This window comes from Pseudomonas sp. HP_14 (assembly GCF_055283875.1).
The window spans coordinates 145,369-166,881 of sequence record NZ_JBTOQI010000022.1; the positions used below are offsets into that span (position 1 = coordinate 145,369).

Here is a 21,513-nt window from a genome sequence, read left to right on the forward strand (position 1 = left end):
AGGTTTGAAGACCGGATATCGGCCCGGTGCCCATGGTCTGGGAGCCTGATGGCCAAAAAAAGCGAAAAATACCAGGTCAACGTATTGACAGTATAAGTTTAGTGAGTTCTTGATCTCGATCATCCGCACCTGCGGGTCTTTGGCTTGTTCGGCGAATCGTTGTGGATCGAAGCGCCCGTCGGCTGTCCTGCAACCAAAATAACCGCTGCCCAATTCCCAGGTCAGGTCGCCGCCGTGCTCGCGGTGGTAGGGGCTGATGCTGCCTTCACCGGTGTCATGGGCAAAATTGCCGAGCTTCGCCCCCTGATTCAAGGCGCGGATGGCATTGGCGCTGAGCGAACCAAAGCTCATTGCTGAAATGTTGAAAATCGAGGCCGAGTAGGGCTGGGTGCATTGCGGTCCGCCGACGATCACCCGAAAGGCGTTGGGATCGCTGAGTGGCGCGGGGCGCATGGAGTGGCTGATGAACTCGAAGCCTGTCTGGTACACATCAATCAGGGTGCCGAATGGCCTGTCTGCCGATTCGTTCTTGGCTCGTGAGTAGACCAGCGAACGTTGTGCCCGGGAGAAGGGCAAGGCATCGCTGTCGGATTCCAGCAGGTACTGGCGGATCTCCGGGCGAATAGCCTCTACGGCGTAGCGAATATTGCCGAGAACCGGGTAGTTGCGTCGTACCGAGTGGGGCGACTGCAACAGGTCGATTATCCCCACTACTGACAGCACGCCGGTCAGCAGGGTGAAGGGCCACAGCCACTCGTGATGCCAGAACGGCAAACTGCACAAGGTAAAAAGCACGCAACCAACGAAGAAGGCGTAACGACTGAGAATCGACAGACTCATACGGTTTCCTGGGCTAATGACGGTGGTTTTCGATCTGATTTTTTTGGGGTGTTTCCGGCACGGCACTGTTCCGGGGGGAGATGCTCACGCAGTGCCTCAAAAAGGCTCGATGCTTCAACCACCCGAAAGCAGCTTCGGCAAAGCAGGTGCTTCGTTCTGAAAGGCTATCGGCCGGATTGAGAATAGCTCAATGACAGGGATCGAACGGCAGAGTAGCTGAATTCAGTCCTCTAGCACCCATGGCTTGATTTGGCGGATTCGTCCGGCCATTTCGTAGACGTCTTCGCGTCCTTCGAGGCTTGTCCAGCGCAGGTGCTCGATCAACGTCCGCTCTTTAGGGTTGAGCGCGACAAAGCCCAGCTCATCGGCTTTATGCATGAACGCTTCGCGGGGTTCTGAGGGCGTACTGGCTGCGATCACTTCCTGCAGCGCGCTTTGCAGCATCGACACGTAACCGACCAGCATGGATGGATTACACAGCACGTCAGTCTTGTTGACGTAGCCGTCGAGCAGGCGCAGCGAATCCCTTGCTTCGATCAGGCGGCTATAGGCATGGAGGGAGATTTGGTAGTGATCTGGTTGAGACATGGCTTGTTTCCATCCGGCCAATACGCCAGGAGCCAGTCCCGGGCCGCTGATCCTGCAACGGCGGGGCGAACCTTAGCGGCAAGCGTCGGCCTAATCAAGTTCACGAATGATGCAAGTCACGACAATCGATTTGGGTGTGAAACGAGTGATATGTTATGTTGTAACTATCTTCTCATCTCGCTCTGGAGGCATCATGAAACCTGATATCCATCCTCAATACCGTCAAGTGCTGTTCCACGACACTGCGGCTGATGTTTACTTCCTGATCGGCTCGACCGTTGACACCGACCGCACGCAAAAACACAGTGACGGCGAAACCTATCCTTACGTGGCGCTTGATGTGTCCAGTGCGTCTCACCCGATGTACACCGGGCAACAGCGCAAAACGACGACAGAAGGCCGGATCGCGGGCTTCAACAAGCGTTTTGCCACGTTTGGCTCCGGTGCAAAAAAAGACACTGCAGCGGCTGAATGATGCCGTGCCGGTCTCGCGGCCTGGACGATCAGAACCTGATCTTCCACGCCGCGAGATTTTTTTTGCCTTTTCTTTGACTTCGACGACCACCTGCACGCATCGCCACTGGACTAAAGGGCAAATTTGCTTTTGACTCTGCGGCCTGAAAATCAGGAGTTGTCGCTTTGAAAAAATCAGTCGCCATCCTCTTCGGCGGACAATCCAGCGAACACGAAGTCTCGTTGCAGTCAGCGAGGAACGTGATCAACGCGATCGATCGTAGCGCCCACGATCTGACGCTGATCGGCATCGACAAGTCGGGCCGCTGGCTGCACTTCGATGAGAGCGATTACCTGCTGAATGCCGGTGACCCGGCGAAGATCAGCCTCAGTGCCTCAGGTAAGCGGTTGTCTTTGCTGCCGGGCAGTACTGACGGGCAGTTCGTTGACGTCGAGTCGGGCATCGAGCTACCGCGAATAGACGTTGTGTTCCCGTTGATTCACGGAGCATTCGGTGAGGACGGTTCGTTGCAGGGGCTCCTGCGTCTGCTGGCCATTCCTTTTGTCGGTCCTGACGTGCTTGCTTCTGCTGCGTGCATGGATAAAGACGTGACCAAGCGCCTGCTGCGTGACGCCGGTATTGCTGTTGCGCCGTTCGTGGTGGTCAGTCACGGGGAGTCAGTGGCGTATGCCTCTGTAGTCGCTCAACTCGGCTTGCCAATATTTGTAAAGCCTGCGAGTCAGGGCTCTTCGGTTGGCGTCAGCAAGGTGACCGATGAAGCCAGCTACAGCACGGCTTTGGCACTGGCTTTCGAATACGATCACAAGGTTCTGATCGAAAAGGGCATCGTTGGCCGCGAAGTGGAATGCGCAGTGCTCGGCAACCGTCAGCCGCAAGTCAGTGTCTGTGGTGAAGTGATTGCCAACGACGAGTTCTACGCCTACGACACCAAGTACCTGAACGGTGATCAGGCGCGTATCGCAATCCCTGCCGAGCTGGCGTCCGATGTGAGCGATGAGGTCCGCGCCGTTGCATTACGCGCGTATCAGGTACTCGGTTGCGCAGGGCTGGCGCGTGTGGACTTCTTTGTCACCGAGGCTCGGGACATCATCATCAATGAAGTGAACACGATTCCCGGTTTCACCTCTATCAGCATGTACCCCAAGTTGTGGCAGGCCACTCACTTGTCTTATTCAGGCCTGATTGACCGTCTGATCGAGTTGGCTCTGGAGCGCGCCGAGGAAGCCAGGCACCTCAAGACCGAGATATTTGCATGAAGCTGATTCACATCGCTGCGGCGTTACTGATCGGGGATGACGGCCGCACATAGCTGGTGCGCAAGCGGGGCACCCAGGCATTCATGCAGCCAGGCGGCAAGATTGACGCGGGTGAGTCTGCTGCGCAGGCTTTGGTGCGTGAACTAGAGGAAGAACTCGGGTTGCATATCGATCCTGCCAGCGCGGGGTATCTCGGCTCATTCGCGGCACCTGCTGCCAACGAGCCGGGCTACGAAGTGCGCTGCGAGTTGTTTGAAGTGCGCATCACAGCCGATGTGGTGCCCGCTGCCGAGATCGAGGAGGTCGTGTGGATCAGTGCCCAGAGTCGTCCAGAGCTGAATCTGGCGCCGCTGACCAGGGACACGATTCTGCCGATTTACCGAGGCATGTTCGCCCAAGCCTGATAGTGATCAGGCTTTCCCGGTAATCCCGTATTTGCGCAAGCGATGGGCAATGGCGGTGTGCGAGGTCTGTAGGCGCGCCGCCAGTTGCCGGGTTGATGGATAGTCGGCGTAGAGCTTTTCCAGCAAGGATTTTTCGAAGGTATCAACGGCCTGCTCCAGGCTGCTCACTTCGCCTTCATTGTCTCCGGCAACAGCAGTGCCAGCGATATCCAGATCACCGATGTCCACCAGATTGCTGTCACTGATGGCCGCCGCGCGGAAAATCACGTTCTGTAACTGACGCACATTGCCCGGCCAGCGGTTGCCGAGCAGTGCCGGATAAGTGCTGTTGGCAAGGCGACAAACCGGGCGCTGAATCTGCGCGCAGGCCTGTTCCATGAAATAGCGCGCCAGCAGCAGAATGTCCTGACCGCGATCGCGCAGTGGCGGGACCTCCAGATTGAGTACGTTCAAACGATAGAACAGGTCTTCCCGGAAGCTGCCTTCGCTGACCATTTTTTCAAGGTTGCGATGGGTGGCGCTGAGGATGCGCACGTTGACCTTCACTTCCTTATCGCCGCCGACACGCCTGAAACTTCCATCATTGAGAAACCGCAGCAGCTTGGCTTGCAGGTAGGGTGACATTTCGCCAATTTCATCGAGAAACACCGTGCCATGGTTGGCCAGTTCCATCAGACCCGGCTTCCCACCTCGTTGCGCGCCGGTGAACGCGCCAGGGGCGTAACCGAACAGCTCACTCTCGGCGAGGTTTTCCGGCAGCGCGGCACAGTTCAGCGCCAGAAAGGGCGCGCTGTGTCGCGTGCTGGTGGCGTGGCAGGCACGGGCCACGAGCTCCTTGCCGGTACCGGTTTCACCCTGAATCAGGAGTGGCGCATCCAGCGCAGCAACCCGTTGTGCCCGGGCTTTCAAGGTGCGAATAGCGGGTGATTCACCCAAGAGTGCGTCGAAGCCTTCTGCGTGATCGTGATGCAATGCCGACAGGCGTTCACCTATCCGGCTTGGCTGGTAGAGCGTGAGCAACGCACCGGCATCGGTGATTGGCGTGGCATCCAGCAGCAGCGCTTCGCCGTTGAGGGTGACTTCACGCAACGGCAGGCGGAACCCGTTTTCCAGCAGTGCGCTGTGCAAACCAGGATCGCTAAACAGCTCAGCCACTGGCTCGCCGGCAGGTTCGCGACCGATCAATGCGATTAACGCGGGGTTGGCCAGCAAGACGTGCCCGGCGCTGTCCAGAGCCAGAACCGGATCCGTCATGGCCGCCAGCAATGCATCGAGTTGCAGATGACGGCGCTGACCAGGAAGGATGTCGACCACGGTAATGGCTTCGACTCCGCGAACCCGAAACAGCGCGTCCTTGAGTTCTTCAAGCACCTGATGGCTGAGAGTGGGGGCGTCGATGTAAACGTTGGGCGGGACCATCTCTACCGCATCAAGATTCAGATTACGCCCACCCAGAATGGCCAGGACTTCCTGAGTGATACCGACGCGGTCGATGAAACTGACGTGGATACGCATGAGACGCCAAAGGTTCTGGGTGAAGAGGTGGGCGATTATGCCAGTAAAAATGGGGTATTAATTATTGGAAGAAGCGGCATGGATGGGGCCGACCTGGAATGCTACCCATGTGGGAGACTCCATATCTTCGCGCAATCTCAAATCCTGCGGGAGCGAATTTACTCGCGAAGGAGCTGGTACATCCGATGTCCTGGTATCGGCTGTTATACCGCCTTCCCGAATAAATTCGGTCCCACAGGGCCTGTCATGAGCTTGAGATCATGGCCTCACATATCTCAGACCAAATGCTCCGGCTTTACCGGCTCGCCTGACTCAAGGCCAAGCTTGTCGCGTACATCCTTGAACATCCGATCATATTCTTCATGCATCGCCAGTGGCAGGACGGCAATGTGCGGCATGCCATGTTTGACGGCAACCTGGTTGGCGTTATGGGCAAAATTGCAGGCTAGATCTCGCGGCAGTTCGAACTCATCTTCAAACGTATTGCCAGCGACCTCGCCTTGCATGGAGAAGTGCATGCACTTGCCTTCCTCGGGGTTCTCGCTGACTTCATAGCGAATATGAATGTCGTAGCCGAAATCCGATGCTTGCAGCGGCGCGCGGGTGATATGCAAATGGCCTGGTTCAAACATGTCAGTGCCCCTTGATTGCTCGATGAGTGTACCGGTAGACCCTTTTGAGTCTATTGACGTTCAGTGGCAGTCGAGCCTCAACCATAGACTATCGTGAGTGACAGGGGCATGACGTGGATCAGGAGGCGTCGCTGACTGGCTCTGGTCGGGACCAGATCCACAGGTTGCCCAGCAACATGCCACCAATGGCGGCATAGACCGGCCAGCCGTGCATCAGGTACAGCATCAGGCCCGCACAGACCAGCATGCTGATGGTGGCGCTGACTTTGGCGTTGCGGGTCACCCGGCGACCGTTGCGCCAATTGCTCAGGATTGGCCCGAACAACTTATGATTTTCCAGCCAGGCACTCAGGCGCGGCGAGCTTTTGGTCGCCGCCCACGCCGCCAGCAATATGAACTCGGTGGTGGGCAGGCCCGGAATGAAAATAGCCGCGATGCCTATACCGAGGCTGATATAGGCAAGGAGGCCGAACAACAGGCGAGAGAGTCGGGAACCGGGTGGTTTGGAGGTCATGGTCACTACAGGCAGGTTCAGAAAGCCCGGCCAGCTTAACAGCACCGGGCGCTTTTTCATGCTTGAACCGGCTCTGCTTTTGGTGCGTGAGCATAGGCGTGCTGCAACAGCACATTGAAGCGCTCGAAGGCTGCGAGTGCGCCTTTATCTGCTTCTGCTTCCTCCTGTGCTGTGAGGCTCAGGCTGTCCAGGGTTCTGATAAAGCTTTTCCAGCCTTCGGCGCGGCCACCGGCAGGCTCGCCCAGATGCCGGGCACCAAAGTTCTCGCTCAGGTCCAGCGCAACGGCACGCTTGATCAGAAAAGCCGCCCCCAGCTTCGAGCCTTCGGACACGAACAGCCAGCCCAACGCCTCAGCCTTGCCCGGTTGGCTGACGGCACCGTCGATTGTTTCAGGGATTGCGGTATTCAGATCTGCAAGGTCAGCCTTGGCCTGCTCCGCACGGCAACGAGCAGGCAGGTCAGGGACAATTTGCCTCAGCTCAGGATCGTTGTACAGACCCTGCAGTTCAGCCTGAAACAGGTACTGGGCGACGACAAAACGTTTGTAACTTTCCAGCGTTTCGAAAGGCGCATTGGCTTTTACAGCCTTGTCGAGCCGCTCATGCGGCGCATGGGTGATCTGATTAAGGCGCTGGGAACGCAGGGCAGGGCGGTTCTGCTCGGTGCTCATCGGGTCTTCCTTGGAAAATGGAGGGGATGTTGAATAGACGAATGACAAACGTTTGAAGCGTAAAAATCGTGGGACCGGCTTTAGCCGGGAAAGCGGTATACCCGATGAATCATTTTTCCGTGACTGTAAGGGCCTCTTCCCGGCTGAAGCTGGTCCCACGACGTGAAGTCCGTGGGGGCATTGTTTAATCAGATATCCCAGACCACGTTGACGCTGAAGTTGCGACCCGGTTGACTCAGGCGATCCAGGTTGGCCGGGGAGGTGGCGCCTGCTTCTCCTACGCCGTCGTATCCGCGCACGTCATCCCACAACCAGTATTTTTTGTCGGTCAGGTTGTAGAGCCCTGCGTTGACAGTCACGTCGTTGGTAACTTTGTAGTAGCCCGTCAGGTCCAGAATGCCAAAGCCAGGCGTCTTGAACTGTCTGGATGTGCCATCTGGCGGATTGAACTGGCTGTCATCCACACGGTTTTTGCGTTTAACCAGGGTCCAGCTTACAAGGCCGCCGTAGGTGTCTTGTTCATAGCCCAGCCCGAACACACTGGTCAGCGGGTTAACGCTGTTGATCGGCTCGCCAGTGTCATTGTTGCGACCATTGGCGTAGGCGATCGAGGCCTTGCTGTAGAGACCTTCAGGCGCACCAAAACTGTCGAGGTTCAGGCGACCCTTGATCTCGGCACCCTTAATGGTGGCGTGCTTGATGTTGTAAGACTGGAAGGTGGTTTGGCTGTAACCGGCAGCCAGGCCATCCTCGTTGATGAAGTCGCGGTACTTGTTGTAGAACACGGCAACGTCGAAAGAGCCGGCATCGAAACGTCCGCGCAGACCCGTTTCATAGCTTTTGCTTTTTTCCGGATCAAGGTCGGGGTTAGGCTCGACCACGTACCCGGCACTGACGTTTTCAAAGCTGCCGTACAACGCCTTGGCCGACGGAGTGCGGAAGCCCTCGGCGTATTGGCCGTACCAGGTATATTCGTTGCTCAGCGCATAAGTCACGCCGAGTTTGGGTGACACGCGATGCCATTTACGATCTTTGTCATTGGCCCCGCCCTCATTTCGCAGGCCTTCGGAGTTGAGGAATTCTTCGGTCATCTTCGGGCTGAGGCGGGTGTAGTCGTAACGTACGCCAGGCAGGAAGGTCCAGTCATTCCAGCTGATCTGGTCCTGTGCGAACAACGCGTAGCTGGTGATGGTTGGATCCGGGAAGTCGCTGGCCGGTGCCGGGTTGTCGGACGCCACCGGGCTTGGCGCGCCGACAACGCTACACGCTCCCAGGACACTCGCGCAGGTGGCGCTGCCGGTGCGTAATCCGGTGACTTTCTGTTGTTTAACGGTGGTGCCGTAGGTCAGTTCGTGATCGGTGCTGGCGATGGCGAATGCCTTGTCGAATTGCGCATCGACGATCCACTGTTTTTCCTGGTAAGTAGTGTCCCGGTTACGATGCAGCAAGCGGCTGAACGGGAAGTAAAGCTCACGCGTCGCCTGATCGGTCTTGGCATTCTGATAGTTCAGGCTCCATTTGACCTTGTCTGCCAGAAGGCTATCCAGCGCAAAGCTGTGGTCAATGCCAAAGCGTTCGCGAGTAATGGTGTCCTTGGCGGTACGGCCCTGGTACATGCCTTGCCCTACACCAAAGCCGAAAGGTCCTCCGACGGCGCTCAGCTGATTGGTATCGCGGGTGTCCTTGTACTTTTCGTACGTCAGCCCAAGGCGTGAATCAGCTGCGTAGTTCCAGCCCAGTTTGGCCAGCACGTTGGTCGCACGTGCATCTTCAGGGTTGGCTTCAGTCCGTGTCAGCCCGCTGCCGCTCGTGCTGCCGTAGGATTCGGTCTCATGACCGTTGCGCTGGCTGACATGCAGCAGGCTATCGAAGTCGTCAAGGCGGCCCGCAACGGTAGCCGAGGTCAGCCAGCTTTCATCGGCTGAGCTATAACCGGTTTTCAGGCGCGCACCGACGTCCTTGCCCGGCTTGATGATGTCGTCCGGATCCAGAGTGTAGTAACTGACAACACCACCTATGGCACTGCTGCCGTAGAGCGCTGAGGCAGGGCCACGAAGAATTTCCACCCGCTTGACGATTTCCGGATCGACATAGTTACGGCGGGTCTGGGCAAAAGGCCCGGTGAAGAAGCTGTCTGGAACTTCGACGCCGTCTACCTGGGTCAGGATCCGGTTGTTGTCGATACCGCGAATGTTATAACCGGTAGTCCCCCCGCGCTGACCGGCACCGCCTACCGAAACGCCTGGCTCGTAACGCACCAGATCGCGAATGGTGTTCACGTTCTGGCGGTCGAGTTCGGTACGTTCGTGCACTGAAACGGTGTTGGGTACTGAGGCAATATCCTGTGCCTGACGGGTCGCACTCACCGTGATCTGGTCCAGTGCGACAACCCCGGCGCTGCGCTTTTCCAGCACCACATTGTTGTTGCCCATGGCGCGGTAGCTCAGGCTCGAACCTGCCAGCAGTTTCTCCAGCGCATTGGCAGGTGTGAGCGAACCCTGAGCACCCGGAGAGGTGACATTGTTTGCCAGCTCTGAAGAAACCCCCACTTGCCAACCCGTAATGCGGCTGAACTCGTTAAGTGCCGAAGCCAATGGCTGCTGCGCAATGTTGAAGGCGTAAACCCCGGCAGCTCGAGTCGGCGCCGTTGCAGCTTCGGATTCGCCGGTGGTGGCTGCGTGCAGTGCACTGGACCATCCAGCGGCGGATAGCAGCGCAAGGGTCAACAGCGAGAGGGCAGACTTTTGCAGCCCGGCGGTGCGGGATGCGTTGGGCGTGGCGGGATTACGCATTGTCGATGGGGCTCCGTTGTGCAGTCTTTTTTAGTTTTCTGCGACTGACGCTAATACGAATCAGTTGCATTGGCTAAGACGAGACGCGCGACGGATAGCTATCGAGTAAAAATAAATTCGTTTTAGTTGAGGATGACCAGTGCGGGCAGTTCATGCAGCTGTGCAGAGGTGATATGTGCCAGTGAGCGAACCACTTCCATTGGGTTGTCGAGGCGGTAATTTCCGGTCACGGCAACGCTTTCCAGCTTGCTGTTGGTGTTGACGATCCAGCCAGGGTAATAGCGCCGCAGCTCGGCAAGCACCTCGCCCAACGGACAATTATCAAACACCAGTCGACCCTGAACCCACGCCAGGTCTGTGTTTTGATCAAGCTTTTGCCGATGACTGAACCCCTCAGGACCCACGCGGATACTGTCACCACCAGCGAGTTTGACGGCTTCGTTGCCCTGCGTAGCGCGGACATCCAACGCCCCGCGTTGTACCTGGATTTGCGCGATGCCATTCAGGTAGCGCACGGCGAACGCACTACCGCTTGCGCGCATGCTGACTGCCCCGGCAAGCACCTCCAGTGGCTGTTGAGGGCTCGCTGGCACTTCGAAGAACGCCTCACCCTGAAGCAACTTGGCAACCTGGTTTGTATCAGTCGCTTTGCTGGAAAAGGCAGAGTTTGTGTTGAGTAATACCTTCGAGCCGTCGTCCAGTTGCAGGCGTTGGCGTTCACCGACAACGGTCAGGTGGTCAGCCTGAAGGCGCAGCCCCAGATTGCTGAAGCTGAACAATCCGATCAACAACATGGCGGCGGTGGCCAGTGGTATCCAGTGGGGACGTAGACGGCGCCAGCCAGAGGGTTTGACCGCGGTCAGCTCTACCGCTGCCTGGGTGACCGGTTGCGAATGCCAGATAGCCTGAACTTTGTTGAACGCCTCCCGATGAGCCGGGTCGGCCGCCAACCAGCTCTGGAAGCGGGCTTGCTGCTGTTCGTCGGTGCCGTCCAGTTCGATCAGCCAGCTCAAGGCTTGATCCATCACGCTGTCGCTCAGCATTTCTTCAGCGACAGTGCGCGCGCGATGGAGGTCAGGATCCTTCACGGGAAGCCCTCGATTGTTCTTGTAGATCGTCGGCCAGTGCCGGATTTGCCGCAGCCTGCTGCAAGACTCAAGGGTGGTCAAGTCTTGTGGCAACAGCGACGCAGATTGCCATGATCAGTTTCAGCTCTTTCTGCACGGTACTTGCCGATACGTCGAGTCGCTCTGCAATTTCTACATAGCTGAGACCCTGCAGGCGGCTGAGACTGAAAATCTGTTGTTGGCGTGCTGTCAGCGTAGCAAGGCTTTTACTCAGTCCTTCGACCAGTCGCCTCGCATGGGTTGCGTCTTCAAGTGAGGTCACCGGAGCGCTGACGTTTTCCATCTCGGCTGTCGTCGCGTCCTCGGCCAGCGTACGTTCTCGCACACGCCGGGCGCGCAAATGATCCAGTGCCAGGTTGCGGGCGGTCTGAAAAATGAACGGCTCAAGATGCTCGATGGTCCGGTTGCTCAATGCACCCGTCACACGTAGGTAAGTCTCCTGAAGCAGGTCTTCTGCAGTGCTGTGATTGCTGACAATCCGCTGCAACGTGCGCAGCAGAACAGGTCTGTGAGAGACGAATACTTCGTTTAAACGCGATTGACTCACCAGAGGAGTACTCGACCAAAAAAGCAGCGGATGATAATGCTTCTCATCCTCTTGTCTGGTCAAGGAGTGTTTGCTGTTCTGATCTGCAGAAAATAACGCGGCTTGGTGACCTGTGGGAGATCGCCCCTTGTCTCTGACGCATCGCTATCGCGCAGCAAGCACCGGACCTGTAGGAGTGAGCTTGCTCGCGATTCGGTCTGTCAGTCGATGTACATATCGGCTGTGCTGACGCTATCGCGAGCAAGCTCACTCCTACAGAAATGCATCCCGACTCAGGAATGATGGTTCCTCAAACTCAGAGTTTCACTCCGCGTTATGCAACGCCAGGCAGTTATCCAGCATGCGGTTGGAGAACGCCCATTCGTTGTCATACCAAGCAAGGACTTTTAGCAACTTGCCACTGACTTTGGTGTGATTGGCATCGAAAATTGACGACAACGGGTTGTGGTTGAAGTCGTGAGAAACCAGCGGCAGGGCGTTGTATCCCAGCACCTTCGAGTGCTGACTGGCTTCTTTCAACAACGCGTTGACGTCAGCCGCGGAGGCTTCACGGGTCAGCTGTACGGTCAGATCCACCAGAGACACGTTGATCACCGGAACCCGGACGGCCATCCCTGTGAGTTTGCCTGCCAGCTCTGGCAGAACAAGGCCGACTGCTTCAGCAGCACCGGTCTTGCTCGGGATCATCGACTGGGTTGCCGACCGCGCGCGGTACGGATCGGTGTGATAAACATCGATCAGATTCTGATCGTTGGTGTACGCGTGAATAGTGGTCATCAAACCACTTTCGATGCCCAGTTCACGGTGCAGCACTTGCGCCACCGGCGCCAGACAGTTAGTCGTGCAGGATGCGCTGGAAATGATTTGATGCGATTGGCGCAGGGTGTCGTGGTTCACGCCATAGACGATGGTCGCGTCGGCACCTTGGGCCGGGGCCGAGATAATCACCTTGCGAGCACCGGCAGTCAGGTGCGCAGCAGCTTTGTCGCGGCTGGTGAACAAGCCGGTGCATTCGAATACCACGTCAATGTTCTGGGCTTTCCAGGGCAACTCGGCAGGGTTGCGAATGGCGCTGACCGCAATACGGTCACCATTGACCGTCAGGCTCTCGCTGTCACACTCGACAGTGCCGGAAAAAGGACCGTGAACCGTGTCGAAACGCAGCAGGTGAGCATTCATCTCACTGTCGCCCAAATCATTGATGGCGACGACCTGCAGGTCTTGGCGGTAGCCTTGGGTATACAGTGCTCGCAGGACGTTGCGGCCGATGCGGCCAAAACCATTGATTGCAATACGAAGAGTCATACAGCCGTCCTTTCTGAATTTGTTGTTGGAATTACAAGATTATTCGCATAGAAATAGAAAACAAGCCTTTTTAATGGCAATATTTTGTTTTATCTACAACGAGAAGCCTGTAAGGCCAAAACAGTTGATCGAGATCAAGCTTTTACAGATAAGGCCTGTGCCTCGAAATCTGCAAGGTCTGAAACGGGTGACCACATACGTTAGCCTGGAGTTCAGCACATGCATCCCCGCATCCTTGAAGTAACCGAGCGGCTGATAGCCCGTAGTCGCGAAACCCGGCAGCGCTATCTGCAACTGATTCGAGGCGCCGCAAGCGACGGCCCGATGCGCGGCAAGCTGCAGTGCGCCAACTTCGCTCATGGCGTTGCAGCCTGTGGCCCTGAAGACAAAAACGCTCTGCGCATGATGAACGCGGCTAACGTTGCCATCGTGTCGTCCTACAATGACATGCTCTCTGCGCACCAGCCCTACGAGCATTTCCCGAACCAGATTAAACAGGCTTTACGTGACATTGGTTCGGTCGGGCAGTTTGCCGGTGGCGTGCCTGCGATGTGCGACGGTGTGACCCAGGGCGAGCCAGGCATGGAGATCGGCATCGCCAGTCGCGAAGTGATTGCCATGTCCACCGCCGTCGCGCTGTCCCACAACATGTTCGATGCCGCATTGATGCTGGGCGTCTGCGACAAGATTGTCCCGGGCCTGATGATGGGCGCATTGCGCTTTGGCCATCTGCCGATGATTTTCATCCCGGGCGGACCGATGGTTTCCGGTATTTCCAACAAGGAAAAAGCCGACGTCCGTCAGCGCTATGCCGAAGGCAAAGCCACCCGTGAAGAGCTGCTCGACTCCGAGATGAAGTCCTACCACGGCCCAGGCACCTGCACCTTCTACGGCACTGCCAACACCAACCAATTGTTGATGGAAGTCATGGGCCTGCATTTGCCGGGTTCTTCGTTCGTCAATCCGTACACCCCGCTGCGTGATGCGCTGACTGTCGAAGCAGCACAACAAGTGACGCGCATGACCATGCAGAGCGGCAATTTCATGCCCATCGGCGAAATCGTCGACGAGCGTTCGCTGGTCAACTCGATTGTCGCGTTGCACGCTACGGGCGGCTCCACCAACCACACGTTGCACATGCCGGCCATTGCTCAAGCCGCAGGCATTCAGTTGACCTGGCAGGACATGGCCGACTTGTCTGAAGTCGTGCCAACCCTGACCCATGTCTATCCAAACGGCAAGGCCGATATCAACCACTTCCAGGCCGCTGGCGGCATGTCGTTCCTGATTCGTGAATTGCTGGAAGCCGGTCTGCTCCATGAAGACGTCAACACGGTGCTGGGTCGCGGCCTGAGTCGTTATACCAAGGAGCCATTCCTGGAAGACGGCAAGCTGGTATGGCGCGAAGGCCCGATCGAAAGCCTTGATGAAAATATCCTGCGCCCTGTTGCCAAAGCGTTCTCCCCTGAGGGTGGGCTGCGGGTGATGGAGGGCAATCTGGGCCGCGGTGTGATGAAGGTTTCGGCCGTCGCCCTCGAGCATCAAATTGTTCAGGCCCCGGCAAAAGTCTTTCATGATCAGCAGGATCTGGCGGACGCGTTCAAGGCTGGCGAGCTGGAATGTGATTTCGTGGCTGTCATGCGTTTTCAGGGGCCGCGTTCCAATGGCATGCCTGAGTTACACAAAATGACACCATTTCTTGGGGTGCTGCAGGACCGTGGTTTCAAGGTCGCGCTGGTGACTGACGGACGCATGTCTGGCGCATCGGGCAAGATCCCGGCAGCCATTCATGTATGCCCTGAAGCCTACAGTGGTGGCCCTTTGGCACTTGTGCAAGATGGCGACATCATCCGTGTGGATGGCGTAAAAGGGACCTTGCAAGTTCTGATCGAACCGGCAGAATTGGCCGCCAGAGAACCTGCGGTAGGTCATCTGGATAACGCGGTCGGTTGCGGTCGCGAGCTGTTCGGTTTTATGCGCATGGCCTTCAGCTCCGCCGAGCAGGGCGCCAGCGCCTTTACCTCGAATCTGGAGACGCTTAAGTGAAGTTGGCCCTGGTCGGTGATATTGGCGGTACCAATGCACGTTTTGCCATTTGGGAAGACGACAAGCTGCATTCGATCCGGGTATTCCCGACCATCGACTACGCCAGCCCGGAGAAGGCCGTTGAGGTCTATCTTCAGGATCTGGAGCTGCAACGGGGTGATGTCGGCTCCGTGTGTCTGGCGGTTGCGGGGCCTGTGGATGGTGATGAGTTCGAGTTCACCAACAGCCACTGGAAACTCAGCAAATCGTCTTTCTGCGCCAACCTCAAAGTTGATGACCTGCTGCTGATCAATGACTTCAGTGCCATGGCGCTGGGTATGACGCGTCTGGCAGATGATGAATACCTGACGGTCTGTCACGGTATCAGCGAACCAGACCGGCCGCGTGTGGTGGTGGGGCCTGGTACCGGGTTGGGGGTTGGCACTTTGCTCAGTGTCGGCGTCAATCACTGGATGGCTTTACCGGGCGAGGGCGGCCATGTTGATCTGCCGATCGGCAACGCGCGTGAAGCGATGTTGTGGATGCGTCTGATGGCCGAGCACGAACATGTCAGCGCGGAAACCGTACTCAGTGGTGCAGGTCTGTTGGGGTTGTATCAGGTCAGCTGTGCGCTGGATGACATCGAGCCGGTGCTCAAGTCTCCGGCCGCCATTACCACTGCGGCTGTGGCGGGGGATCCGGTTGCGGCAGCGGTGCTGGAACAGTTCTGTGTGTTCCTCGGGCGTGTCGCGGGTAACAACGTGCTCACGGTCGGCGGTCGCGGCGGGGTGTACATCGTCGGTGGTGTGGTACCGCGGTTTATCGAGTTTTTCATGAGCAGCGGTTTCAAGCGCGCCTTCGCCGAGAAAGGTGTGATGAGCGATTATTTCAACGGCATCCCGGTGTGGCTGGTGACTGCCGAGTATCCGGGCCTTATGGGCGCGGGCGTGGCATTGCAGCAGGCATTTGGCGAAGAGCGCGCGGTAGAGCTTTAGTTTTTCTGTAGGAGCTGCCGAAGGCTGCGATGACGGTGTGTCAGGTAAACCGCTTTCGCAGCCTTCCGCAACTCCTACAGGGTTTGTGTTCAGGATTCACCCCTAACAATAACGATCCATAGCAACAAGGACGACCCCAGTGAGCTCAGTCAGTAAATCGATCCTGCTGGTCGATGATGACCAAGAGATTCGTGAGTTGCTGCAAACCTACTTGAGCCGTTCCGGTTTTCAGGTGCGCGCCGTCGGCGATGGCGCGGGTTTCCGTCAGGCTTTCACTGAAGAGCCAGGCGATCTGTTGATCCTTGATGTGATGTTGCCCGACGAAGACGGTTTCAGTCTCTGCCGTTGGGTGCGTCAGCACGTTCGCTACCCCCATGTCCCCATCATCATGCTCACCGCCAGTTCCGATGAGGCAGACCGCGTCATCGGCCTTGAATTAGGTGCCGATGACTATCTGGGTAAACCTTTCAGCCCGCGGGAGCTGGTCGCGCGTATCAAAGCCCTGTTGCGGCGCGCCCAGTTCGGCCAGGAACGCGTCGGTGGTGATGTGCTGACCTTCGATGAATGGCGGCTGGACATGGTCAGTCACCGGCTCTTCCACAGTGACGGCGAAGAAGTGATTCTGTCCGGCGCTGACTTTGCGCTGCTCAAACTGTTCCTCGATAACCCACAGCAGATCCTTGATCGTGACACCATCGGCAATGCGACGCGGGGTCGCGAGTTGATGCCACTTGAGCGAATCGTCGATATGGCGGTCAGTCGCCTGCGTCAGCGTTTGCGTGACACTGGCAAGTCACCGCGGCTTATCCGTACCGTGCGTGGTAGTGGTTATCTGCTGGCGGCGAACGTGATCTGCCAAGCTGGCAGTGGTTACTGAGTGTTGATCTACGACGCGCCAAAACGCTCGTTGCCGTTGCCGCGTTCCCTCCTCGGGCGCATGTTGCTGTTGACCCTGCTGGCGGTCCTGCTCGCTCAGGCGCTGTCCAGTGTCATCTGGTTGTCGCAGTTACGTGCGACGCAAATGGAAGGGTTGGTGACCAGTGCGCGCAGCCTGGCCCACTCCATGGCGGCCAGCGTCAGTTATTTCCGGTCTTTGCCTCTGGCGTATCGCCCGTTGGTGCTTGACCAGCTACGCAGCATGGGCGGCACACGTTTCGTCGTATCCCTCAATGACCGTCCGCTGGACATGCAGGTACTGGATGCCACGCCGCGCAAACAGGCAGTGTTGACGGCTGTCGACGAGGTGCTGCGTCAGCACTTGGGTACAGATCCGGCCATCGCGGTCTGGTTCGTGCGCCCTGAGGATTTGCGCATCTTCAATAGCGGTCTGAAACTCGACGAATTACCTCGCTCCTGGGCGCATTACGCCCTGACTCTGGAACCGGTAAATCCGCCGGTACTGGTGACGCAAATCGAGCTGGCGGCGGGCGAGTGGTTATACATCGCGTCACTGTTGCCTGAGCCTTACACCACGCTTGAAGAGCAGGACTTACCGCTGCAGCAGGTCTGGTTCATTGCCCTCACCAGCGGTTTTCTGCTGCTGTTCATTGGCCTGTTGGTGCATTGGCAAAGTCGGCCGCTCAAGCGTCTGGCCCGAGCGGCGAGGGACATGTCATTAGGGGCGGACGTCGAGCCTGATGTCGAAGGTGGCGCCAGTGAAGTGGTGGAGGTCAGTCGGGCTTTTAGTGCCATGCGCACCCGCATCAGTCGCTATTTAACCGAGCGTGGTCAGTTGTTCAGCGCTATCTCCCACGACTTGCGCACCCCAATAACCCGTTTGCGCCTGCGGGTAGAGCTGCTTGAGGACGAAGCGCTGCAAGCCAAATTTACCCGCGATCTCGATGAGCTGGAGTTGTTGGTCAAAGGCGCGTTGCAGTGCGTGAAGGACACCGATATTCACGAAAACATCGAGGCCGTGGACATCAATCAGGTGCTCGATTGCCTGGTGGAGCCTTACCTGCTGCCTCACGGTAATGGCAACGCTACGCAGGAGGGTAAAGCGCTGGCGCCTTACCCCGGCAAACCACTGGCGCTCAAGCGCTGTATTGGCAACCTGATCGACAACGCCCTCAAATATGGCACCCGGGCCCATCTCAAAATCGAAGACAACGTTCAGGCGTTCGTTCTGCACGTGGACGATGAGGGGCCGGGTGTGCCAGAGCAACGTCTGGAGCGGGTCTTCGAACCGCACTTCCGGCTGGCGGGCAATCAGCAGCAAGGTTACGGCCTGGGCCTGGGCATCGCCCGCAACATTGCCCACAGTCACGGCGGTGAGGTCAGCCTGCAAAACCTGCGCGGCGGCGGGCTGCGGGTGACGTTGTATTTGCCCAGAACGGTAGAGTGATCCCATTGCCTCTGTAGGAGTGAGCTTGCGCGCGATAGCAATCTATCAGTCAAAAATACCTCGCCTGAGTAAATGCTATCGCGAGCAAGCTCACTCCTACAGGGGGCGTGTTCATCCCGAGCAAGCTCACTCCTACAGGGGTCGTGTTCATCGCGAGACAGCGCGGCATCGAATGTGTGGTAGCCCTTCCTGCAAAGCGCCTGATCTGTTTTTTTTCAATGTAACCATCCTGTGACCATTGCGCGTCGCTTCGTTACTGTTCTTTCAAAACCCTTGGTTAGACTCCATGCAGCGCAAGCACAGACTTGCTCATGCATAACAACAAGAAAGGTTAAATCGATGAATTCAATTTCCCGCCTCGCAGCTGTCATCTCTGTCGCCTCGTTGTTCCCTCTGAGCGCTCTAGCCGCTGATTCGAAAGGCACCGTCGAAGTTGTCCACTGGTGGACCTCCGGTGGCGAAAAAGCGGCTGTTGATGTGCTCAGGGCTCAGGTCGAGAAAGACGGCTTCACCTGGAAGGACGGCGCAGTTGCCGGTGGTGGTGGTTCGACGGCCATGACAGTGCTCAAGAGCCGTGCCGTCTCTGGTAATCCACCGGGCGTAGCGCAGATCAAAGGCCCGGATATTCAGGAATGGGCGTCCACTGGCTTGCTCGACACTGACGTTCTGAAAGACGTTGCCAAAGAAGAGAAGTGGGACAGCCTGCTGGACAAGAAAGTCTCCGACACCGTCAAGTACGACGGCGACTATGTGGCCGTGCCGGTCAACATTCACCGCGTCAACTGGCTGTGGATCAACCCGGAAGTCTTCAAGAAAGCCGGTATTGAGAAAAACCCTACAACCCTCGAAGAATTTTATGCCGCTGGCGACAAGCTGAAAAAAGCCGGTTTCATCCCTCTGGCCCACGGTGGTCAGCCATGGCAGGACAGCACCGTTTTCGAAGCCGTTGTGCTTTCAGTGATGGGTGCTGATGGTTACAAGAAAGCCTTGGTCGATCTGGACAACGCTACGCTGACCGGTCCGGAAATGGTCAAGTCGCTGACCGAGCTTAAAAAAGTCGCTACCTACATGGACCCAGATGGTAAGGGGCAGGACTGGAACCTTGAAGCTGCCAAAGTTATCAACGGCAAAGCCGGTATGCAGATCATGGGTGACTGGGCCAAGAGTGAATGGACCGCCGCCAAGAAAGTCGCGGGTAAAGACTACGAGTGTGTAGCGTTCCCGGGCACCGAAAAAGCCTTCACTTACAACATCGATTCGCTGGCTGTCTTCAAACAGAAAGACGCCGGTACGGCTGCTGGTCAGCAGGACATCGCCAAAGTTGTGTTGGGTGAAAACTTCCAGAAAGTCTTCAGCATCAACAAAGGCTCGATTCCGGTCCGCAACGACATGCTCGGTGATATGGGCAAGTACGGCTTCGACTCCTGCGCGCAAACCGCTGCCAAGGACTTCCTGACCGACGCCAAATCTGGCGGCCTGCAACCAAGCATGGCGCACAACATGGCGACCACGCTGGCGGTTCAGGGCGCGTTCTTTGACGTGGTCACTAACTACATCAACGATCCGAAGGCCGATCCTGCCGACGCTGCAAAGAAACTCGGCGCAGCGATCAAGTCTGCCAAATAACGCCTTACATACCTGGTAACCCCGGCCGCAGTCTGTGCTTATGAAACCTTGCACGGTTTCATCGCGCAGCTGCGGTTCGAATCAAACCGTTTCAAGTGGATGCTGCCAATGAGCTCTGTCGCTGCCCTCAGCAAAGCCTCGCCGTTCGATGCGCTGCAACGCTGGCTGCCCAAGTTGGTGCTCGCGCCAAGTATGTTCATCGTATTGGTGGGTTTTTACGGTTACATCCTCTGGACGTTCGTCCTGTCGTTCACCACTTCGACTTTTTTGCCCAGCTACAAGTGGGCCGGACTTGCGCAGTACGTGCGTCTGTACGAAAGCGACCGTTGGTGGGTGGCCAGCAAGAACCTTATGGTTTTCGGTGGCATGTTCATCGCGATCAGCCTGGCAATCGGCGTATTGCTGGCGGTGTTCCTCGACCAGCGCATTCGTCGTGAAGGCTTTATCCGCACCATTTATCTGTACCCGATGGCGCTGTCGATGATCGTCACCGGTACCGCCTGGAAGTGGCTGCTCAACCCGGGCATGGGTCTGGACAAAATGCTCCGGGACTGGGGCTGGGAAGGCTTTCGCCTGGACTGGCTGGTGGACCCGGATCGCGTGGTGTACTGCCTGGTGATTGCGGCTGTGTGGCAGTCGTCCGGATTCATCATGGCGATGTTTCTTGCCGGGCTGCGTGGCGTTGATCAATCGATCATCCGTGCCGCGCAGATCGATGGCGCGAGCATGCCGAAGATTTACTGGAAAGTCGTGCTGCCGAGTCTGCGTCCTGTGTTCTTCAGTTCGGTGATGATCCTCGCGCACATCGCGATCAAGAGTTTCGACCTGGTGGCGGCGATGACAGCAGGTGGGCCGGGTTACTCCTCGGATTTGCCCGCCATGTTCATGTACTCGTTCACCTTCAGCCGTGGCCAGATGGGCATGGGCTCGGCCAGTGCAATTCTGATGCTCGGCGCGATCCTGGCGATTCTGGTGCCTTACCTGTATTCCGAGCTGAGGACCAAGCGCAATGACTAGTCATGTCGGCAAACCAGCCTTCAGCTTCGGTCGTATCGCCATTTATGCGGTATTGATCCTCGCGTGTCTGCTGTACCTCGTACCGCTGGTGGTCATGTTGCTCACCAGCTTCAAAACACCTGAAGACATCGGTTCAGGCAACCTGCTCAGCTGGCCCACCGTGGTCACCGGGATTGGCTGGATAAAGGCCTGGGCGACGCTGGACGGCTACTTCTGGAACTCGATCAAAATCACCGTGCCTGCCGTTCTGATTTCCACGGCCATCGGTGCACTCAACGGCTATGTGCTGTCGATGTGGCGTTTTCGCGGTTCGCAGTTGTTCTTCGGGCTGCTGCTGTTTGGCTGCTTCCTGCCGTTTCAAACGGTATTGCTGCCTGCGTCTTTCACACTCGGCAAGATGGGGCTGGCCAGCACCACCACCGGGCTGGTGTTCGTGCACGTGGTTTACGGTCTGGCCTTCACCACGCTGTTCTTCCGTAACTATTACGTGAGCATCCCGGATGCGCTGGTCAAGGCGGCGCGGCTCGATGGCGCTGGTTTCTTCACGATCTTCGGCAAGATCATTTTGCCGATGTCGACGCCAATCATCATGGTTTGCCTGATCTGGCAGTTCACCCAGATCTGGAACGACTTCCTGTTTGGTGTGGTGTTCTCCAGTGGCGATTCGCAGCCCATTACCGTGGCGCTGAATAACCTGGTCAACACCAGTACCGGGGTCAAGGAATACAACGTTGATATGGCGGCCGCGATGATCGCCGGGCTGCCGACATTGCTGGTGTACATCGTCGCCGGCAAGTATTTCGTGCGTGGGCTTACGGCCGGCGCAGTCAAGGGGTAAAC

General features: G+C 57.3%; 19 protein-coding genes and 1 pseudogene. 10 read left to right on the forward strand and 10 right to left on the reverse strand.

What is annotated here, in order from left to right:
- Positions 1-102: 102 nt before the first annotated feature.
- Both ACYASS_RS15335 and ACYASS_RS15340 read right to left on the reverse strand, forming a co-directional pair.
- A pseudogene (locus ACYASS_RS15335) lies at positions 103-840 on the reverse strand (glutamate synthase-related protein); the annotation flags it as partial.
- Between the two features lie 222 nt (positions 841-1,062).
- Positions 1,063-1,428: a hypothetical protein gene (locus tag ACYASS_RS15340; protein ID WP_243246238.1), complete on the reverse strand. Its 366-nt coding sequence runs from the start codon at positions 1,426-1,428 to the stop codon at positions 1,063-1,065.
- Positions 1,429-1,621: 193 nt separating this feature from the next.
- On the opposite strand from ACYASS_RS15340, the gene ACYASS_RS15345 reads away from it, so the two are divergent.
- The 3 genes from ACYASS_RS15345 (at position 1,622) to ACYASS_RS15355 (ending at position 3,563) form a co-directional block, all read left to right on the forward strand.
- Positions 1,622-1,903, forward strand: a complete 282-nt coding sequence (locus ACYASS_RS15345) for a type B 50S ribosomal protein L31 (RefSeq protein ID WP_122665407.1) — start codon at positions 1,622-1,624, stop codon at positions 1,901-1,903.
- A gap of 164 nt (positions 1,904-2,067) precedes the next feature.
- A complete protein-coding gene (ddlA, locus tag ACYASS_RS15350; RefSeq protein ID WP_463586752.1) occupies positions 2,068-3,159 on the forward strand; it encodes a D-alanine--D-alanine ligase in 1,092 nt (363 codons plus the stop codon).
- Positions 3,160-3,212: 53 nt separating this feature from the next.
- Positions 3,213-3,563, forward strand: a complete 351-nt coding sequence (locus ACYASS_RS15355) for an NUDIX hydrolase (protein WP_463586899.1) — start codon at positions 3,213-3,215, stop codon at positions 3,561-3,563.
- Between the two features lie 6 nt (positions 3,564-3,569).
- Here ACYASS_RS15355 and ACYASS_RS15360 read toward each other — a convergent pair whose 3' ends face one another.
- The 8 genes from ACYASS_RS15360 to gap all read right to left on the reverse strand — a co-directional run bounded on the left by ACYASS_RS15360 (position 3,570) and on the right by gap (position 12,666).
- Entirely contained in the window at positions 3,570-5,078 is a 1,509-nt protein-coding gene (locus ACYASS_RS15360; RefSeq protein ID WP_243246234.1) for a sigma-54-dependent transcriptional regulator, read from the reverse strand.
- A gap of 275 nt (positions 5,079-5,353) precedes the next feature.
- Entirely contained in the window at positions 5,354-5,710 is a 357-nt protein-coding gene (locus ACYASS_RS15365) for a DUF5064 family protein (RefSeq protein ID WP_243246231.1), read from the reverse strand.
- 118 nt (positions 5,711-5,828) lie between these two features.
- A complete protein-coding gene (locus ACYASS_RS15370) occupies positions 5,829-6,284 on the reverse strand; it encodes a YbaN family protein (RefSeq protein WP_243246229.1) in 456 nt (151 codons plus the stop codon).
- A complete protein-coding gene (locus tag ACYASS_RS15375; protein WP_463586753.1) occupies positions 6,281-6,895 on the reverse strand; it encodes a biliverdin-producing heme oxygenase in 615 nt (204 codons plus the stop codon). Before ACYASS_RS15375 ends, ACYASS_RS15370 begins: the two co-directional genes overlap by 4 nt.
- A 188-nt stretch (positions 6,896-7,083) precedes the next feature.
- Positions 7,084-9,687 carry a TonB-dependent receptor gene (locus ACYASS_RS15380; protein WP_463586754.1) on the reverse strand — a complete coding sequence of 868 codons (2,604 nt, stop codon included), beginning with the start codon at positions 9,685-9,687 and terminating at the stop codon, positions 7,084-7,086.
- Between the two features lie 122 nt (positions 9,688-9,809).
- On the reverse strand, positions 9,810-10,775 hold the full coding sequence (locus ACYASS_RS15385) for a FecR family protein (protein WP_463586755.1): 966 nt from the start codon (positions 10,773-10,775) through the stop codon (positions 9,810-9,812).
- 67 nt (positions 10,776-10,842) lie between these two features.
- Positions 10,843-11,361 carry an RNA polymerase sigma factor gene (locus ACYASS_RS15390; RefSeq protein WP_463586756.1) on the reverse strand — a complete coding sequence of 173 codons (519 nt, stop codon included), beginning with the start codon at positions 11,359-11,361 and terminating at the stop codon, positions 10,843-10,845.
- 303 nt (positions 11,362-11,664) lie between these two features.
- Positions 11,665-12,666 (reverse strand): type I glyceraldehyde-3-phosphate dehydrogenase, encoded by a 1,002-nt coding sequence (gene gap / locus ACYASS_RS15395; RefSeq protein ID WP_463586757.1) that lies wholly within the window; start codon positions 12,664-12,666, stop codon positions 11,665-11,667.
- Positions 12,667-12,885: 219 nt separating this feature from the next.
- Here gap and edd point away from each other — a divergent pair, with 219 nt between their 5' ends.
- The 7 genes from edd (at position 12,886) to ACYASS_RS15430 (ending at position 21,511) form a co-directional block, all read left to right on the forward strand.
- Positions 12,886-14,712 (forward strand): phosphogluconate dehydratase, encoded by a 1,827-nt coding sequence (gene edd / locus ACYASS_RS15400; RefSeq protein WP_463586758.1) that lies wholly within the window; start codon positions 12,886-12,888, stop codon positions 14,710-14,712.
- Complete coding sequence (locus tag ACYASS_RS15405) at positions 14,709-15,686, forward strand: glucokinase (protein ID WP_463586759.1); 978 nt, start codon at positions 14,709-14,711, stop codon at positions 15,684-15,686. The genes edd and ACYASS_RS15405 overlap by 4 nt, the downstream gene beginning before the upstream one ends.
- Positions 15,687-15,825: 139 nt before the next feature.
- Entirely contained in the window at positions 15,826-16,563 is a 738-nt protein-coding gene (locus ACYASS_RS15410; protein ID WP_243246219.1) for a response regulator, read from the forward strand.
- 60 nt (positions 16,564-16,623) lie between these two features.
- Positions 16,624-18,030 carry an ATP-binding protein gene (locus ACYASS_RS15415; protein WP_463586900.1) on the forward strand — a complete coding sequence of 469 codons (1,407 nt, stop codon included), beginning with the start codon at positions 16,624-16,626 and terminating at the stop codon, positions 18,028-18,030.
- 339 nt (positions 18,031-18,369) lie between these two features.
- On the forward strand, positions 18,370-19,656 hold the full coding sequence (locus tag ACYASS_RS15420; protein ID WP_463586760.1) for an ABC transporter substrate-binding protein: 1,287 nt from the start codon (positions 18,370-18,372) through the stop codon (positions 19,654-19,656).
- 108 nt (positions 19,657-19,764) lie between these two features.
- Positions 19,765-20,673 carry a carbohydrate ABC transporter permease gene (locus ACYASS_RS15425; protein WP_243246215.1) on the forward strand — a complete coding sequence of 303 codons (909 nt, stop codon included), beginning with the start codon at positions 19,765-19,767 and terminating at the stop codon, positions 20,671-20,673.
- Positions 20,666-21,511, forward strand: coding sequence for a carbohydrate ABC transporter permease (locus ACYASS_RS15430; RefSeq protein WP_243246214.1), 846 nt, complete (start codon positions 20,666-20,668; stop codon positions 21,509-21,511). Before ACYASS_RS15425 ends, ACYASS_RS15430 begins: the two co-directional genes overlap by 8 nt.
- Positions 21,512-21,513: the final 2 nt, after the last annotated feature.